Source organism: Flavonifractor hominis, from assembly GCF_040095835.1.
GTDB lineage: Bacteria > Bacillota > Clostridia > Oscillospirales > Oscillospiraceae > Flavonifractor > Flavonifractor hominis.
The window spans coordinates 18981-36695 of sequence record NZ_JBBMFT010000004.1; the positions used below are offsets into that span (position 1 = coordinate 18981).

Consider the following 17715-nt stretch of genomic DNA (forward strand, 5'->3'; position numbering starts at 1 on the left):
GCCTCCTTACTTGCAAGGAGCGCATCAGTCGAAGAGCACCTTGGCGACCTCTCGGTCCAGCTCGCCCCGCTGGAGGCGCACCAGAGTCTCAAAGGTGCAGTTGACCTCCACGTCCCCGTCGCTGAGGATGAGTCCTCCCCGGATGGGCCTGGTCTGCTCAGACAAGGTCAGGTGTCCATCGCCCAGCCGCTCGTTGGCCTGGGTCACCGCCGCCTTACCGTAACGAGTGCGGTCTTTCTGAGAGAAGATAACCGCCTCCCGTCCGGTGGAGGAGGCATGGGCCGCCAGATCGGCCAGCAGGGTCACATACTGCTGCTCCGGCAGGTTCAACAGCTGCTCCAGCGCCTGGTCATAGGCTTTGGAGAGCATCTCCTGCTTGGCGGACAATTCCATCTTGCGGGCGTCCAGCTGGGCCACGCTGGCCAGCCGCTCCACCCGCTCCTGGGCGTTGCGGCGGCCACGGGCGAGAATCTCCTCGCTCTCCCGCGCAGCCTGCTGGTCATAGCGCGCGGCGATGGCGTCGGCCTGGGCCCGGGCTTCGGCCAGGATGGCCTCGGTCTCCTGGGCGCCGTCGGCGGCAATCCGCCCGGTGATTTTTTCAATTCCGTCCATATACTCGCTCCTCTTCTTAGAAGCCGAACATGATCATCAGGAAGGAGATCAGCAGGGACAGGATGGCGTAGAACTCAACGATGATACACAGCACCATGCCCTTGGACCAGTCGTTGGGGTTCTTGGCCACGATGTTGACGGAAGCGGCAGCCACGCGGCCCTGAGCGATGCCGGAAAGCAAACCGCCGATGGCCATGGGCAGGCAGGCAGCCAGGATCAGCAGGCCGTTGGCCACGCTCAGGTTGGCCACGCTTCCATCAAACAGGCCCATCTTCATCAGTGCCAAAAAGCCGATGACCAGGCCATACAGGCCCTGAGTACCAGGGATAACCTGCAGAATCATGCACTTGGAGAACTGAGAGGGGTCCTCAGCCAGCAGGCCGGCGCCCGCTTCACCAGCCAGGCCAGTACCTTTTGCAGAGCCCACACAGGCCAGGCCTGCGGCCAGGGCGGCGCCCAGGAAACCAAAGAAGGGGCCGGCGTAGGTAGTCAGAAATTCACCGAATGTCATGTTACTCTTCCTCCTTAATATCGACAAACGTCGTGGCAATCTTGAGGGGCCGCCAGGGGCGTCCGCCCTCCTTGTAGAACTGCTTGAAAAACTCCAGATACTGCAGGCGGGACGTGTGCACGTAGGTGCCGATCACGTTCAGCCCGATGTTAAAGGCATGCCCGATGATAAAGATGAGGAAAAAGATCGGGATGCCGATGGCGGGGGGCAGTCCGCCGCCGGGCATAGCGCCCAGGATGTTGAACACCTGGCCGATGACCGAGCCGGCCAGCATCATGACCATCAGGCGGGAGTAGGACAGAATGTCGCCGAAGTAGCCGGTGACTCCGTTGTACACGGCGCCGACAACGGCTGTCACCTTGCCAAATCCCTTGGCATTTCGTCCCTGGCCCAGCAGCATCAGGCAGCCGATGATGAGCACCACCGGATAGCCGGCCACATTACCCACACCCAGAGCGAACAGGCCAATACCTGCAAAGATAACCCACCAGGTACCAATGTCCAGGATGGCATCCACCACCTGGCCGTCCCGGCAAAGCATCCAGAACTTGACGATCATGCCCACCACAATCTGTACAAAGCCGACCGCAAGCGCGAAGACCAGTACGGTCATGGGGTCTTCCATCACGTTGAGGAGCGGAGCGGGTACACCGCTGCCCTCCGGTACCGACAGGAAGGGGATGGCCGGCTGGGGCAGGCCCAGCATATCGGTAAACTGTACCAAAAAGTCGGAGAAGAAACCTCCGGTCAACAGTCCGATCACCGCCGAGGAGATACCGCACATGATCATCAGGCGGATGAGCTGACCAAAGCCGCCCTTGGGCCTGACCTTCAGCTGAATGAACAGGCATGCCCCCGCCAAAATCAGGCCGTAGCCCAGATCGGCGAACATGAAGCCGAAGAAAAAGATATAAAAGGGAGCCATCAAACCGTTCGGGTCCACCCCGTCATAGGCAGGCAGGGAATACATCTCGGTGATGGTGGTCAACGGCTCGGTAATGACGTTGCTCTTGAGCTTAACGGGCACCTGAGGATACTCCTCCGGCTCCGGGTCCCGGGTCTCCCAACAACAGGTGAACTCCCGCAGCTTCTCCAGCAGCTTCTCTTCCTCTGGTGCGGGCACCCAGCCCTCCAGGAAGAAGGCCGTCCCCGTATCCAGCAGGCGGCAGCGGGCCTCCTCCCGGGCGATCTCCTGATCTGCCCGGTCTTGACACCGCTCCAGTTCGCCTTTCTTCCCGGCATAAGATCCAACTTCCTTGATGGTGGCCTCCAGCCGGCGCTCAGCGTCGGCCAGTTCGCTCTCCAGACGGGCGTCGTTCTCCTTCGCCGTTCCGGTCCAGCCCCGCAGAGCTGCCCTTGAGAAGCCGTAATCCTTCAGGATCTGCTGGCACGCCTCCTCCGCACTGCGGTGGCAAAGGAATACCAGATACTGCAGCTGCGCGTCCGATCCGGCCCGCAGGATCTGAGCCAGATCGGTCTGCTCTTCCAGTGCCCGCTCCAACGCGTCCAGATCGGTGGTGCCAGTCACCGTACCAAAGGACACCACCACTTCCTGGGTCGAAACCGTCTCCAGCGGAATGTCCAGCGGCAACCAGGGCACCAGCGACAGCCGCTGCGTGCGCAGTTTGTTCTGCTCGGCATACAGTCCGGTGATCTGCCGCTCCAGCTCCACCAGGTGTCTAGCGTCGGCCAGGCCGGCCTGATAGGCCGCATCGTCAAACAGCTCACCCTCGGTGATCACAGGACGCGGGGTCAAAAGTCCCCCCTTCTGCTTGGGACCATATTTTTTCAGGGCCTTAAGGGCGCCCTCCACGCTGGACCGGGCATCCCTGGCCTGGTTCAGCGCCCCGGTGTCCGGCCGCGTGAGGAGCGCCCACGCCGGATCATCCCGTAAATCCTCCGGCTCATCGATCTCCACGCAGCCCATATGCTGAAGCAACCGCAGCAGGGCCGGACGTTGGTCCTGCATGCCGATAAGCCGCAGCCGCTTCATTTTGACAATGGACATCAGTTCTTCACTACCCTTCTCACGATGCTGGCAGCGGCGTCCGCCAGGCGTCCTTCCGCCTTGGCCCGCAGGGCGTCGCAGGACGTTTGCGTCTGCGCCGTCACCTCCGCGGCGTGCTTGGCCGCCGTTTCCTCAGCCTGCTTCAGGTATCCACGCACCTGTTCCTCCGCCTTGGCTCTCGCCTCGGCCAACCTGGCCTTCCCGGCCCGCTCCGCTTCGGCGACCAGCCGCTTGGCTTCGGCCTGGGCCTGGGCCTTTTTGGTGCGGTTCACCTCTTCCGCTTCCGTCACCTGTTTGATCGCTTCCAATGACATGCTTTCACCGCCTTTCCGCATCTGTTGATCTCTCATCCTATCAACATTCCCAAGGATAGGACTATGATACTTCAATTCGAAAAGAATTGCAAGTTTAAAATTATCAGTTTAGTTTTTTGATATTCGTATCATTTGCCATACTGTGCTAATCTCCTTTTTATTATAAGCGATATTTTGCCAATTTTCCACAAATTTTAGGTGTTTTTCCTCATCACGCCCTTTGTAAAAAAATGGGCGCAGGGAGCGATCCCTGCGCCTAATTTGGGCGCTATTCACCTGTGACGGAGAGCACAGCCCAGCTCTCCTGCGTTTCTCCCGGCTGCTCCACGATGGATACCACCTCCAGCGTCCCATTCTGGGGCAGGGCGGTTCCCTCCTCAGGTGCGGCCAGTACGCGGTCGGCATAGGTGCTCAGCAGTTCCAGCGTCTGTCCGCCCTCTGTGCCTCCCTCCAGTACGGTCGGAGTGGTCACCAGAGAAAGCGTTACCTCCGGGAAGGCGTCCAGTTGAGCGTCGATCTGCTGCAAAAACTCTTCCAGGGCCTGGCTTACGCCTTCGGCATCGTAATTGTCATCCTCCTGAAGCCAGCTCAGTTCTCCCTGTGTGGGAAAGGCCCAGTTGTCCAGCAGGATCTCGTCAAACCCCAGTTCCGCCAGTTCCCGGCACACGCCGCAGACATAGTCCACCGCCTGCTCATTAAAGGGACTCAGCCACCGGTAATCCCCCCAGTCCCGCCAGTTGCCGGCACTGGTGTGCAGCGCCAGCGGCATTTCCGCCCGGGGAACGATATTGTCCCGCAGGCAGGAAATGCGGGCTACGGTATACACATCCCCGTCGTTGAGCTGTCGGATGGCGTCGTTAAGGCTCTCGTCAGTGGCCGAAGCACCGGTTTGGACGGCCAGAGGCAGGCTGGAGGCATAGTTCAGCTGTCCGCCGTCGGTCTTCATGTCAAAAATGGCCGCATTGGCCCCCGCTGCCTCCACCTGGGCCGCAGCCGTTCCATCGGTCAGAGCAGAGGTGGGCAGCATCATACCCCGGAAGGGTTCTTCCGGCTCCGGTGTGGGGGTGGGGCTGGGCGTGGCAGGCGGAGGTGTCGTCACGGTCACTGGTGTGTCGTCCTCTTCGGGCTGCTGTCCATGCAGGAAGGGCAGGTCGATGGTCACACCGTCGGCGGAGTATACCACATGTCCGTCCAGCCAGATCAGTGCCCCAATGCCCAGCGCCAGCAATACCAGCAGCACCACGATCAGAACGATGAGTACGTTCCTGCCACGGTTGCGCCCCCGGTAGGAACCGTATCCCTTATATCTCCTCACCTGTTACCTCACCCTTGTTCTTCTGTGCGCCCCTCCCGCTCATCTGCACGGGCAAGGGCCTCGTCCAGCTTCTGCAGGGCCGCAGCCACCATGGCCTGGTCCTGCTCTGTCATACTGCTCATCAGCGAGCCAAAATAGCCGCTGACATCAGTGGCCGCCCGGTCGCGCAGCTGGCGGTATTTGTCCGTAGCACAGACGTAGATCACCCGCCGGTCGGTCTCACTACGCTTACGTTGGGCCAGCCCCAGTTTCTCCAGCCGGTCCACGATACCTGAAACCGTACTGTTGGCACTGCCCGTGCGCTCCGCCAGAACACTGATGGGCACCGGCCCCTCTTCTCCCAGAACCGTAAGTACCAACGCCTGCGGAAAGGTCAGATCCAGACGTCCAAAGTGGATGCGAAACTGTTGGGAGATGCGCTGGGTCACACGCAGATAACAAAGAAACAGATCGGGCTGTTCCATTCTTTTGCCGCTCCTTTCTGTTTGTTTTGTCTCATCCGTTGGCCGGGGTGGTCATCCGTTGCAGAATGACCGCCAGCTGGGCCCGGGAGGCCAGTCCCCCCGGATTGATCAGCCCGGCGGAACCTTCCAGCCAGCCCATGCCAACGGCATGCTTCATCCCATCCACAGCCCAGACACCAATTTTGGATGCATCGGAATAGAGGTTAAGCGCCCCCTCGGCCAGTGTCACACCCTTGTAGCGGTCATAGCGGGTCAGCAGGACCGCCAGTTCCTGCCGGGTCACATAGGCGTTGGGCTGAAAACGGCCGGCATCGTCTCCCTGGGCAATCGCTGCCCCCTGGGCCCAGGCTACCGCCTGGGCATACCAGGCTCCGGCAGGCACATCCGAAAAGGTAGCGGGCGTGTTTCCCTCGGGGCACCCCTCCATCCGCCACAGCACCATCACCACGGTAGCCCGGGTAACATTGGCGGTGGGCGCAAAATGGGTCTCATCCACACCGGTCATATAGCCGTCCTCTGTTACGCTCTCCACCGCACTCTCATACCAAGCCCCGCCCGGGACATCGCTGTATACGCCCGCAGCCGCAGCAGGTATACACAGTCCGGCACACAGGCAAACGGCGCAGGCCAGCGCCGCAAATTTCTGTTTCAAAGGGTCCACATCCTTTTTTTCAGGTTGTGTCCCATTTTACGACACGGATTTTAAAAAACTATGAACAATACGAAAGAAATGGAGCAGAAAAACATGCGGGAGGTGGCGCTCCCGCATGTCACACCGCCAGGACCCAGTTCAGCATCAGCAGCAGGCCGAAACCGGGTACGCCCAGCAGAGCCAGCACCAGAGCATTGAGCAGGTTTACTCCCAGGTGTACTCCTACGAGACCACCCACACCGCTCAGGCCCCAGAGCACCATCAGGCCTATCCCTGTCCGGGCCACCAGGCGCACCAGCCACTCCAATGGCCGGCGAAGAGCCGCCAGCAATACCACCAGGATCAGCCCGCCCACAATCCAGGGCAGGGCATTCAACAGCGCTTCCACCGCCGCCACCACCTTTTCCATGATGTGCCAGCACCTTGGCGGCGGGGCAGGGCCCGCGGTTATCTCAGCTGTGCGGTCGGGTCGTCCTCCAGTCCCTTTACCTGCCGGAGCAGGTAAGAATAGCGGGCCTGCAGGGCATTGATCTCAAAGACATAGGATTCAATGAGGTCCGGATCTTCCGCACTGTTGAAGCCGGCATAGGCCTGGGCGATGAGCAAACGGGTCTGGGCCAGGCCGTCCAGCAGCGTTTGCCGGGCCGGATCGTTCACCCGTTTTCTGCGGTGGACAAAGGGGTTGACTGTTTCGGTCATAGACGGACCTCCTTCTTTTGTCGTTGCTTCCTGCGGTTTTATGCTATGTCCAGTCTGGACAAATATGCCACGTTTTATACCGTTTTTTTCCGCGCATGTCCATGCAGCCGGGGGACATACTAGCTTTGGACGGAACAGGGACCCGTCCTTCCGCATCTCCTTTTAAGCCGGTGCCGGGTGAGCTCACCCTCTGGCGAAAGGCGAAAGGAGCGCGGAGCAGGGCTCCAGCTTTGTCCAGAGGGGGCGTGGTGCAGCAGCACCGCGCTCCCTTTTTGTGCTGTACGCCCTGGTTTTCTTGACACTTCCCTTAAAATTGGGGTAAGATAAGAAGAAACTGTATCATTGTTGATTTTGGTTAGAGTGAGGAGACATTCATGGCAAAAAGCACCCCCAAAAATTACGGAAACGACTCCATTTCCTCCCTGAAGGGGGCCGACCGGGTCCGCAAGCGCCCGGCGGTTATTTTTGGCTCCGACGGGCTGGAGGGCTGTGAACATGCCGTTTTTGAGATCCTGTCCAACGCCATTGACGAAGCTCGGGAGGGGCACGGCAGCCTGATCACCGTTACCCGGTATGAGGACAAATCCATCGAGGTGGAGGACTTCGGCCGGGGCTGCCCCGTGGACTGGAATGAAAAAGAGCAGAAATACAACTGGGAGCTGGTATTCTGCGAGCTGTACGCCGGCGGCAAATACAACAACAATTCCGGCGATAATTATGAATACTCTCTGGGCCTCAACGGCCTGGGCTCCTGTGCCACCCAGTATGCCAGCGCCTACTTTGACGCGGTGATCCACCGGGACGGGTTTGAATATACCCTGCACTTTGAACGGGGCGAAAACGTAGGCGGGCTGAAAAAGGAGCCCTATGCCGGGAAAAAGACCGGCTCCAAATTCCGGTGGCTGCCCGACCTGGACGTGTTTACCGACATCGATATCCCGGTGGAATATTACCTGGATGTACTCAAGCGGCAGGCCGTGGTCAACGCCGGGGTGACGTTCCGTTTCCGCAATCAGGTCGGCAGCAAATTTGAAACGACCGATTTTAAGTATGAACACGGCATCGAGGACTATGTAAAGGAGCTGGCAGGGGAGAACCCTCTGACCCAGCCGGTGTTCTGGCAGACCGAGCGCCGGGGCCGGGACCGTGCGGACAAGGATGAGTATAAGGTAAAGCTTTCGGTTTCCTTCTGCTTCTCCAATACTGTACAGGTCATCGAGCACTACCACAACTCCTCCTGGTTGGAGCACGGCGGCTCTCCGGAAAAGGCGGTAAAATCCGCCTTTGTAGGGGGCATCGACGCCTATCTGAAGGCTCAGGGCAAATACCAGAAGAGCGAGAGCAAAATCACCTGGGCCGATGTGGAGGATTGCCTGGTATTGGTGAGCAATAACTTCTCCACCCAGACTTCCTATGAGAACCAGACCAAAAAGGCCATTACCAACAAGTTTGTCCAGGAAGCCATGACCGAGTTCCTCCGTTCCCAGCTGGAGGTCTATTTTATTGAAAACCCCTTCGACGCGGGAAAGATCGCCGAGCAGGTGCTCATCAACAAGCGCAGCCGGGAGAACGCCGAGCGCACCCGACTGAACATCAAAAAGAAGCTCACCGGGGCCATGGACATTTCCAACCGGGTGCAGAAATTTGTGGACTGCCGCACCAAGGACACCACCCGGCGGGAACTCTACATTGTGGAGGGCGACTCGGCTCTGGGCAGCGTCAAGCTCAGCCGGGACGCGGAATTCCAGGGGATCATGCCCGTGCGGGGCAAGATCCTCAACTGTCTGAAGGCCGACTACGCCAAGATCTTCAAAAGTGAGATCATCACCGACCTTTTGAAAGTGCTGGGCTGCGGGGTAGAGGTCAATGACAAACACGCCAAGGACCTGGCCGCCTTCGATCTGATGAACCTGCGCTGGAACAAGATCGTCATCTGTACCGATGCCGATGTGGACGGTTTCCAGATCCGCACGCTCATCCTGACCATGCTCTACCGCCTTACTCCTACGCTCATACAGCGGGGCTATGTGTATATCGCCGAGTCCCCTCTTTATGAGATCAATTATAAGGAAAAGACCTGGTTCGCCTATTCCGATGCCGAGAAAAACGACATCGTCAATGGTGAGCTGGCGGGGAAGAAGTGCTCCATCAACCGCTCCAAGGGTCTGGGTGAGAACGAGCCGGACATGATGTGGCTCACCACCATGAACCCGGAGACCCGGCGGCTCATCAAGGTCATGCCCGAGGATGTGGAAAACACCGCCCGGGTGTTTGACCTGCTGCTGGGGGACAATCTTCAGGGCCGGAAAGACCACATTGCAGAAAACGGATATAAATATCTGGAGCTGGCGGATATTTCGTAAAAGGATGGAACCAAATGGCTAAGAAAAAGGTCCCCGAGGAGGGGGCGAAAAAAGTCAACAACCCCAACGTGATGGGCCTGCGGCCCGAGGTGCTGGAGCAGCCCATCACCGAGACGCTGGAAGTCAACTACATGCCCTACGCCATGAGCGTCATTGTCTCCCGGGCCATTCCGGAGATCGACGGGTTCAAGCCCTCTCACCGCAAGCTTCTGTACACCATGTACCAGATGCACCTGCTGGGGGGGGCCCGCACCAAGAGCGCCAACGTGGTGGGCCAGACCATGAAACTCAATCCCCACGGCGACGCCGCCATCTATGACACCATGGTGCGCCTGTCCCGTGGCTACGGAGCCCTGCTCCACCCCCTGGTGGACTCCAAGGGCAACTTCGGTAAGGTCTATTCCCGGGACATGGCCTGGGCGGCCAGCCGGTACACTGAGGTGCGCCTGGACCCCATCTGCGCAGAGCTGTTCCGGGACATTGACCAGGACACAGTGGATTTTGTAGACAACTACGACGGCTCCATGCAGGAGCCCACTCTGCTGCCCACCACCTTCCCCAACGTGCTGGTGAGTGCCAACCAGGGCATCGCCGTGGGCATGGCCTCCAACCTGTGCGGCTTCAACCTCTCGGAGGTGTGCGACGCGGCGGCAGCCTACCTGAAAAACCCCAAGGTCAACCTGCTGGACGTGCTGAAAGCCCCCGATTTCCCCACCGGCGGGGAGCTTCTGTACGATGAGGCCGCCCTGCGGCAGATCTACGAGACCGGCCGGGGCTCGGTCCAGGTGCGGGCCAAGTGGCGCTATCTGAAGGGCGAGAACCTCATCGAGATCTATGAAATTCCCTACACCACCACGGTGGAGGCCATCATGGATAAGGTGGCCGAGCTCATCAAGAGCGGGAAGATCAAAGAAATCGCCGACATGCGGGACGAGACCGACCTGAACGGTCTGAAGATCACCATCGACCTGAAGCGGGGAGCCGACCCGGACAAGCTGATGGCCCGGCTCTTCCGCTCCACCACCCTGCAGGACTCCTTCTCCTGCAACTTCAATATTCTCATCGCCGGCATGCCCCGGGTAATGGGAGTACGGGAGATCCTGGAGGAGTGGACCGCCTGGCGGATGGACGGAGTGCGCCGGCGGACCTACTATGTGCTGAAGAAGAAGCAGGATAAGCTCCATCTGCTCAAGGGCCTGAAAAAGATCCTGCTGGACATCGACCGGGCCATCCAGATCATCCGGGAGACCGAGGAGGACGCCGAGGTGGTGCCCAACCTGATGATCGGCTTCGGCATCGACGAGGTACAGGCCGAATATGTGGCGGATATCAAGCTGCGCAACATCAACAAGGAATATATCCTCAAGCGCATTGAGGAAGTATCCGGATTAGAGGCGGAGATCGCCGATCTGCAGGACGTGCTGGACAACCCGGGCCGGGTGAAGAAGATCATCACCGGCGAGCTGCAGGCCGTCAAGAAAAAATACGCCCTGCCCCGGCGCACCGAGATCATCTACGAATATCAGAATGCCACCGCTGAGGAGGCCGAAGACGAGACGCCGGACTACCCGGTGCACGTATTCTGCTCGCAGGAGGGCTATTTCAAAAAGATCACTCCCCAATCCCTGCGTATGAGCAATGAACAGAAGTACAAGGAGGGGGACGGCCCCTTCCTCCAGTGGGAGGGGAACAACCGGGACGAGCTGCTGGTCTTTACCGACCACCAGCAGTGCTACAAGGCCCGGCTCAGCGACTTCGACGACTCCAAGGCCAGCCTGCTGGGCGACTTTTTGCCCACCAAGCTGGGCATGGACCCGGGGGAGAGCATGGTGTGGGCCTGCATCACCGCCGACTACGCAGGCAACCTGCTCTTCTTCTTCGAAAACGGCAAGGTAGCCCGGGTGGAGCTGTCCGCCTACCGCACCCAGACCAAACGCCGCCGTTTGACCGGCGCCTACTCGGACAAATCTCCCCTGGCCGCCGCTCTGCTGATCCAAGAAGATCTGGAGGTGGCCATCCGCTCCACCGAGGGCCGGGCGCTGGTGTTCCACACCTCGGCCCTGGCTCCCAAGGCCACCCGCTCCACCCAGGGGGTCAATGTGATGACCCTCAAGCCCAAGTGGAAGGTGGAGCGCGCCTGCCCCCTGTCCGATACCACCATCGTCAACGCCGCCCGGTACCGGGCCCGCTCTTTGCCGGCGGCGGGCGCTCTGCTTAAGGAGGAAGACCGGGGCGAGGTTCAGATCAGCCTGCTGTGATTCTGCCGTAGAAAAGAGGTATGCCTGTTGAAACACTCCGTGTACCAGTACGTCAAAAGCTATGCCATCATCACCCTGGGGTCCCTGCTCTACGCCCTGGCCTATAACATTTTCTACGCCCCCAACCTGGTGGCCATGGGAGGTCTTACCGGCCTGGGCCAGGTGCTCAACGCCCTGATCCCTGTGCTGCCGGTGGGCACCACCGTTTTTGTCATGAACGTCCCCCTGTTTTTTATGGGGTGGAAGTTTATCGGCGGCCACCTGCTGGTGTCCTCCCTCTACGCCATGACCCTCAGCTCCTTTGCCATTGACCTGATGAACATGGTATATCAGTTCCAGCCCATGGATCCCATGCTGGCCAGCATTTTTGGCGGGGCCCTGCTGGGCCTTGGCATTGGACTGGTCTTTTCCAAGGGTGCCACCACCGGCGGCACCGACCTGATCGCCCGGCTGCTCAAGCTGAAATTCGCCTGGCTGCCCATGGGCACCCTGGTACTCATTCCCGACTTTATTGTCATCGCCCTGGCTGCCATTGCATTTGGCAAGGTGGAGAGCGCCCTGTACGGCATTGTCTCTCTCTTCGTCACCACCAAGGTGATGGACACCGTCCTCTATGGCCTGGACAGTTCCAAGGTGGCCTATATCATCAGCGATTCCTGCCGTGCCATTGCCGACGCCGTTATGGCCATGGACCGGGGCGCCACCATTCTCCACGGGGAGGGTGCCTACTCCGGTGATGAGAAAAAAGTGCTGATGGTGGCCTTCAAGCAAAAGGAGATCGTCCCCCTCAAAGAGATGGTCAATCAGATCGATCCCCACGCCTTCCTCATCGTATGCGACGCCCATGACGTACTGGGTGAGGGATTCCGCACTTATAGCAAGAATGACATCTAATGTCGGAAAGGAGGCAGCTTCATGACCGTCTTTACTAAGGTCACCGCCCATTTGAAACAGCGCGGTTTTGCCGTATCCTGCTTTGCCACCGCCGCAGAGGCCGCAGACTATATGGACGGAAAACTGGATGGCCGGAGCATCGGCATCGGCGGCTCAGTGACCGTCCGGGACATGGGGCTGGCTCAGCGGCTGGGAACACATAACCAGATCCTCTGGCACTGGCTGGATGGCACTCTTTCGGACGCTGCCGCCGCCTCGGTCTATCTCACCTCCTGCAATGCCCTGGCCGAGACCGGGGAGATCCTCAACATCGACGGCACCGGCAACCGGGTGGCCTCCACGCTTTTCGGCCATGAGGAGGTCTATTTTCTGGTGGGGTGCAACAAGCTCTGCCCGGACTATGACACCGCCCTATGGAGGGCACGCAATGTGGCCGCCCCCAAAAATGCCATGCGTCTGAAGAAAAAGACCCCCTGCGCCCTGCGGGGCGACCGCTGCTATGACTGCAACAGCCCCCAGCGGATCTGTCGGGCACTGAACGTACTGTGGGCGCCGCCAGGCGGTGTGGGCCGCACCGAGGTGGTCCTTATCGGAGAGCCTCTGGGCTTTTGAGGAGGGCGGAGATGAAGCGTATCCTGCCCGCGCTGGCCCTGTGCTGCGCCCTGCTGCTCTCCGGCTGTACCTCTTTGCTGGAGCGCACTTATACCTCTGTGGAGCCTCATACGGAGCACACCGTTTCAGGCAGCGACACATCTACCATCAAGGCGGATACCTATTCCGAACTGGTCAACGCCATACTCTTTTTTGTCTCTCAGGGGATGGAAGAGGGCGTCGTGCAGCTGACAGGCTACGAGGGGGATGTGGAGGCCGACCTGAACCAGGCCTGCCTGGAGGTGGCCAAGGACGATCCCCTTGGCGCCTACGCCGTGGACTTCATCAAAAACGACTATACCCGGGTACTCACCACCTATGAGGCCACCATTACCATTTCCTACCGCCGCACCCAGGAGCAGATCAACAGCCTGGTCAACGTCACCGGCTCCAGTGCCATCCGGGAGGAGGTAGGGCAGGCCCTGGCCGCTTTCCAGCCGGAGTTGGCCCTGCGGGTGGGCTATTTCACCGAGGAGATGGCCGACCTGGACTCCCTCATCCGTCAGGCCTACTATGACGATCCGGCCTCTGCTCTGGGCATGCCGCTTTGGGAGATCAACCTCTACCCTGATACAGGCAATCAACGCATCGTGGAGATCCTGCTGATTTATCCGGAATCCGCCGAGCTGCTGGCTCACAAAAAGGAGGATCTGCTCTCCACCGTGGAGCAGATGGTGCTTCCCCTGCACCCCAGTCAGCACACCTCCGCGGAACGGCTTTCCTTACTGTTCCAACTGCTTCCCGATGCGGTACACACCAGCGGCACCGGCTCTACCGCCTGGGATGCCATTTTGGGTGACGGTGCCGACAGCGAGGGGCTGGCGCTGGCTTTTCAACTGCTGTGCGACGAGATGGACATCGGCTCTACCCTTATTGAGGGCACCCTGAACGGGCAGCCCCACTTCTGGAATCAGCTCACCGACAACGGCGGCACTCATTACGTGGATCTCACTCGCAGCACCGACGGCACCACCTGGTCGGCGGAAGATCTGATCGCTTTGGGCTATGTCTGGGCCGGCAGCGAAGAAATCGAATAATTTTTAAAAAAAGGGTTGACAAGCTCGCCCCCTTTCGCTATAATAACCTTCGTCGCTTGCAGGTGTAGCTCATCTGGTAGAGCGCCACCTTGCCAAGGTGGAGGTAGCGAGTTCGAGCCTCGTCACCTGCTCCAGAATAAGAAAAGAGGATGGCCATTGGCCATCCTCTTTTCTTATTTGTCTGTGTGTGAAAGGAGATACGCCATGCCGAGTCCCACCATTGAATCGCTGGGCCGCTTTCTCTCCCGGCAGGTACCGGAGCACCCCCGCCGGACCCGGGCCCTGCTCCACGCCGCCTATACGCTGGTCGGGGTACAGATGCGCCTGTTTCCGCCCCGGCAGGTGCTGCCCGCCCGGTGCTATATGCAAGGGGCCACCGCCCGCACCATGGCCGCCGCCCTGGGCCGGGCGGATCGGACCGCCTGCGTCAATATTTTTCTGCCCTGTGAGCCTCTCCACGCCATGGGTATTCCTGCCGTGCTGCCCGAAGGGCTGTCCTGCTATCTGGTCTCCACCGCGGCCGACCGGGTATTTGTGGAGGCGGCGGAGGAGCGGGGCGTGCCGGAGAGCTATTGCTCCTACCATAAAATCCTGCTGGGCCTGGCCGAGAGCGGAGTCATGTCCCGCCCCCGCTTTATCCTGAACACCTCTCTGGCCTGCGATGCCAACCAGCTCACCTTCCGTCGGCTGGCGGAGTTCTGGGATGTCCCTCACTTTACGCTGGATGTGCCCTACGCCCCCACGGAGGCATCGGTAGCCTGGCTGGCCGACCAGCTGCGGGCCATGACCGATTTTCTCCAGCAGCATACGGGCCGGCATCTGGAGGAGGATGCGTTGCGCCAGGCGGTGGGGCGCTCCCGGGCCACACTGGAGAACTACCGCCGGTATCTGCAGCTGCGGGCCAGCCGCTCCCTGTCCGACGAGATGACCTCCGAGATGCTTTCGGTCTTTGCCACCCACTCCATGCTGGGTTCGCCCCAGGCCCAGCGCTACACCGAGCGCCTGTGCGCCCAGACTGCCGCCCTGCCCGAGGGCCGGCGGGGCAAGCGCATCCTGTGGCTGCACACCCTGCCCCACTGGCAGGACGCCCTGCGGGAGATTCTGAATTTCAGTCCCCGGGTGGAGATCGTAGGGTGCGACATGTCCTTTGACGCCCCGGAGCTGCCCGACCCGGACCACCCCTATGAGTCCATGGCCCGGCGGCTGGTGTACAACTCCTTTAACGGCAGCGCCGAGCGCCGGGTGGCCCGGGCCGTGGAGCTGGCCAAGCTGCTCCGGGCCGACGGCGCGGTGTGGTTTTGCCACTGGGGGTGCAAGCAGACCTCAGGCGCGGCCCAGTACGCCCGTCAGCATCTGGAGGCCGCCGGCTTTCCCACCCTGGTGCTGGACGGAGACGGCTGCGACAGCGGCAACGTAAACGACGGACAGATGGTGACGCGGCTGCAGGCCTTTCTGGAGCTGCTGGAGGGAAACAGATGATCGGATATACCTGCAAATACACCCCCGTGGAGCTGCTGGCCGCCCTGGGGGGCGAGCCGGTGCTGCTGGAACGGGAGGCGGAGGACTTCACCCGGGCCGAGGCCCTGACCCACAACCACTTCTGCTGCCACGCCAAGGCCCTGCTGGAGCAGTGCCTGGGGCAGGGGATCCGGGAGCTGGTGCTGGTCAACTGCTGCGACAGCATCCGCCGCTGCCGGGACGTGCTGGCCGGGCAGATGGACTTTCTCTTTCTGATGGATCTGCCCCGGCGGGACGACTCCTGCGCCCGGGCCCGCCTGCGGGCCGAGCTGGACCGGCTCATTGCGGAATACAGCGCCTACCGCGGGACTCGTTTCGACCCCGCCCGCTTCCGGGCCGCCGTTTCGCCCGCTCCGGCGGTTCCTTCCGGGCCCTTCCTGGCCGTGCTGGGTGCCCGGGCAGGCAGCAGCCTGCTGGAGGCGCTGCGGCGGGTTAGCCCCCTGCCGGTGGCCGACTTTACCTGCGGAGGCAACCGCAGCCTGCCCCCGCCGCCGGAGGGGGATACCGACGCATTGCTGGACTGGTATGCCGGGGCGCTGCTGGGCCAGATCCCCTGCCTGCGCATGGAGGCGGTGGGCCGGCGGGAGGAGCTGCTGGACCATCCCAACCTCCGGGGCGTGGTGTATCACACGGTCAAATTCTGCGACTTCTACTCCTTTGAGTATGAGCGTCTGCGCAAGCACTCCCCGCTGCCCATTCTGAAGGTGGAGACCGATTTCACACCCCAGTCCAGCGGTCAGCTCTCCACCCGTCTGGAGGCTTTCCTGGAGGAGCTGGACCTGCGCGGCGCCCCTGCCGCGCCCCGCAGGGCGGGTCAGTACGTGGCGGGCATCGACAGCGGCTCCACCACCACCAACGTGGTGGTACTGGACCTGGAGGGCAATCTGGCCGCCAGCGCCATCGTCCGCACCGGCCCCCGGGCCAGCCAGGGCGCAGAGAAGGCCTTTGCCGCCCTGGGCGGCTTCCGACCGGAGGACATGGCCGCCATCGTGGCCACCGGCTACGGCCGGGGCAACATCCCCTTTGCCACCGGTCAGGTCACCGAGATCACCTGCCATGCCCGGGGCGCCCACCGGTTGTATCCCCAAGCCCGCTCCATTGTGGACATCGGCGGGCAGGACAGCAAGGTCATCTGTCTGGACGAATCCGGCAGCGTGACCGGCTTTGTCATGAACGACAAATGCGCCGCGGGTACCGGCCGCTTCCTGGAGCTCATGGCCCGCACCCTGGAGCTGGAGCTGGATGAGATGGCCCGTGTGGGCCTGCAGTGGGAGCAGGAGCTGACCATTTCCAGCATGTGTACCGTCTTTGCCGAGTCGGAGGTGGTCTCTCTCATCGCCGACAACCACTCCACTGCCGACATTGTCCACGGTCTGAACCAGTCGGTGGCAGCCAAGACCGCCGCTCTGGCCGCCCGGGCCGGCGCCAAGGCTCCCTATATGATGACCGGAGGCGTGGCCCGCAACCGTGGCGTGGTGGAGGCTCTGGAAGCCCGGCTGGGTGCTCCGCTCTGGATCGCCTCCGACCCCGACCTGTGCGGCGCGCTGGGCGCGGCCCTCTTTGCCCTGGACAGCCTGTCTGCACCCCAGGCATAACAAACGGGCCGGCCCCACCAGGGGCCGGCCCGTTTTCCAGGAGCTTACATCTCCCAATCGGCATAGTCGTCGCTCTCCGCCGGCGCGCAGACACACCCGCCGTCCCGGCAGGGCAGCAGGCTCCGCACCTTGGCCACGAACTCCATAATTTTGTCCCAATAGGTGACGGCGGCATAGAGCAGCGCCCCCAGCAGTGCCAGTACGGTGACAAGCTTCACCAGGGCGCAGAAGAACTTTTTCATACGCGGACAGCCTCCTTTTTCAAACTCCAATTCGCTGGATGGTCTCAGTGTACACGTTTCCAGGTCAAAATACAAGTGTCCCATCCCACTTTCTTGCAACTTTTTTCCCTTGTAATTTGGCCTAAAATAGAATACAATAGGTAATGAATAAGACGATTCATTACCCCCGCTCAGGCGGGTTGTCCGCTTGTATTCTCCCGGGAAAGGAAGGGATACGTCAATGAAACTTCAAACGGAACAGGGCGAGATCACCATCAGCAGCGAGGTGTTTACCAACATCACCGGCGCCGCCGCCACCAACTGCTACGGCGTGAAGGGCATGGCCGTGCGCTCCAAGACGGACGGTCTGGTGCATCTGCTGCGTCGGGAATCCATGGGGAAGGGTGTTAAGATCACCTACAATGAGGACTCCTCCGTCTCCATTGAGCTGCATATCATTGTGGACAACGGCGTAAACCTGATGGCGGTCAGCCGCTCCATCATGAGCGAGGTCCGCTATATCGTGCACCGCACCACCGGCGCCGAGGTGCGCAACGTGGATGTGTGCATTGACTCCATGGTCATCGGCTGAATCGGGCCCGC

18 protein-coding genes and 1 tRNA gene are annotated in these 17715 nt (G+C 60.8%); 9 read left to right on the forward strand and 10 right to left on the reverse strand.

The features are described from left to right. Positions 1-24 precede the first annotated feature (24 nt). From WMO45_RS07725 to WMO45_RS07765, 9 genes are all read right to left on the reverse strand, one after another. Entirely contained in the window at positions 25-612 is a 588-nt protein-coding gene (locus tag WMO45_RS07725; RefSeq protein ID WP_349140032.1) for a V-type ATP synthase subunit E, read from the reverse strand. Between the two features lie 16 nt (positions 613-628). Beyond that, positions 629-1123: a V-type ATP synthase subunit K gene (locus tag WMO45_RS07730; RefSeq protein ID WP_349140034.1), complete on the reverse strand. Its 495-nt coding sequence runs from the start codon at positions 1121-1123 to the stop codon at positions 629-631. Position 1124: 1 nt separating this feature from the next. Further along, on the reverse strand, positions 1125-3131 hold the full coding sequence (locus WMO45_RS07735; RefSeq protein WP_349140036.1) for a V-type ATP synthase subunit I: 2007 nt from the start codon (positions 3129-3131) through the stop codon (positions 1125-1127). Then, positions 3131-3445, reverse strand: coding sequence for a hypothetical protein (locus WMO45_RS07740; protein WP_349140038.1), 315 nt, complete (start codon positions 3443-3445; stop codon positions 3131-3133). Before WMO45_RS07740 ends, WMO45_RS07735 begins: the two co-directional genes overlap by 1 nt. A 268-nt stretch (positions 3446-3713) precedes the next feature. Next, a complete protein-coding gene (locus WMO45_RS07745; protein ID WP_349140039.1) occupies positions 3714-4760 on the reverse strand; it encodes a putative glycoside hydrolase in 1047 nt (348 codons plus the stop codon). 8 nt (positions 4761-4768) lie between these two features. Beyond that, entirely contained in the window at positions 4769-5224 is a 456-nt protein-coding gene (locus WMO45_RS07750; RefSeq protein WP_349140041.1) for a MarR family winged helix-turn-helix transcriptional regulator, read from the reverse strand. A gap of 31 nt (positions 5225-5255) precedes the next feature. Then, positions 5256-5876 (reverse strand): S-layer homology domain-containing protein, encoded by a 621-nt coding sequence (locus WMO45_RS07755; protein WP_435387683.1) that lies wholly within the window; start codon positions 5874-5876, stop codon positions 5256-5258. A 118-nt stretch (positions 5877-5994) separates the two neighbouring features. Next, positions 5995-6285 (reverse strand): pro-sigmaK processing inhibitor BofA family protein, encoded by a 291-nt coding sequence (locus tag WMO45_RS07760; protein ID WP_349140045.1) that lies wholly within the window; start codon positions 6283-6285, stop codon positions 5995-5997. A 38-nt stretch (positions 6286-6323) separates the two neighbouring features. Then, on the reverse strand, positions 6324-6575 hold the full coding sequence (locus WMO45_RS07765; protein WP_349140047.1) for a DUF2508 family protein: 252 nt from the start codon (positions 6573-6575) through the stop codon (positions 6324-6326). 374 nt (positions 6576-6949) lie between these two features. Here WMO45_RS07765 and WMO45_RS07770 point away from each other — a divergent pair, with 374 nt between their 5' ends. The 8 genes from WMO45_RS07770 (at position 6950) to WMO45_RS07805 (ending at position 16891) form a co-directional block, all read left to right on the forward strand. After that, entirely contained in the window at positions 6950-8938 is a 1989-nt protein-coding gene (locus tag WMO45_RS07770) for a DNA gyrase/topoisomerase IV subunit B (protein WP_349140049.1), read from the forward strand. 14 nt (positions 8939-8952) lie between these two features. Continuing rightward, complete coding sequence (locus WMO45_RS07775) at positions 8953-11196, forward strand: DNA gyrase subunit A (RefSeq protein WP_349140051.1); 2244 nt, start codon at positions 8953-8955, stop codon at positions 11194-11196. A 27-nt stretch (positions 11197-11223) separates the two neighbouring features. Continuing rightward, the gene (locus WMO45_RS07780) at positions 11224-12090 is read left to right on the forward strand and encodes a YitT family protein (RefSeq protein WP_349140053.1); all 867 of its coding nucleotides are present in this window, start codon (positions 11224-11226) and stop codon (positions 12088-12090) included. 21 nt (positions 12091-12111) lie between these two features. Next, positions 12112-12702: a lactate utilization protein gene (locus WMO45_RS07785; protein ID WP_349140054.1), complete on the forward strand. Its 591-nt coding sequence runs from the start codon at positions 12112-12114 to the stop codon at positions 12700-12702. An 11-nt stretch (positions 12703-12713) separates the two neighbouring features. Further along, positions 12714-13778, forward strand: a complete 1065-nt coding sequence (locus WMO45_RS07790) for a hypothetical protein (protein WP_349140056.1) — start codon at positions 12714-12716, stop codon at positions 13776-13778. A gap of 58 nt (positions 13779-13836) precedes the next feature. Next, a tRNA-Gly gene (locus WMO45_RS07795) sits at positions 13837-13912 on the forward strand. Positions 13913-13982: 70 nt separating this feature from the next. Continuing rightward, the gene (locus WMO45_RS07800; RefSeq protein ID WP_349140058.1) at positions 13983-15257 is read left to right on the forward strand and encodes a 2-hydroxyacyl-CoA dehydratase subunit D; all 1275 of its coding nucleotides are present in this window, start codon (positions 13983-13985) and stop codon (positions 15255-15257) included. Further along, positions 15254-16891 (forward strand): acyl-CoA dehydratase activase, encoded by a 1638-nt coding sequence (locus WMO45_RS07805; protein WP_349140060.1) that lies wholly within the window; start codon positions 15254-15256, stop codon positions 16889-16891. Before WMO45_RS07800 ends, WMO45_RS07805 begins: the two co-directional genes overlap by 4 nt. Before the next feature lie 44 nt (positions 16892-16935). Here the strand turns inward: WMO45_RS07805 and WMO45_RS07810 are convergent, their stop codons facing one another. Further along, positions 16936-17133, reverse strand: a complete 198-nt coding sequence (locus tag WMO45_RS07810; protein WP_349140062.1) for a hypothetical protein — start codon at positions 17131-17133, stop codon at positions 16936-16938. 220 nt (positions 17134-17353) lie between these two features. Here WMO45_RS07810 and WMO45_RS07815 point away from each other — a divergent pair, with 220 nt between their 5' ends. Next, entirely contained in the window at positions 17354-17704 is a 351-nt protein-coding gene (locus WMO45_RS07815) for an Asp23/Gls24 family envelope stress response protein (RefSeq protein WP_349140064.1), read from the forward strand. Positions 17705-17715: the final 11 nt, after the last annotated feature.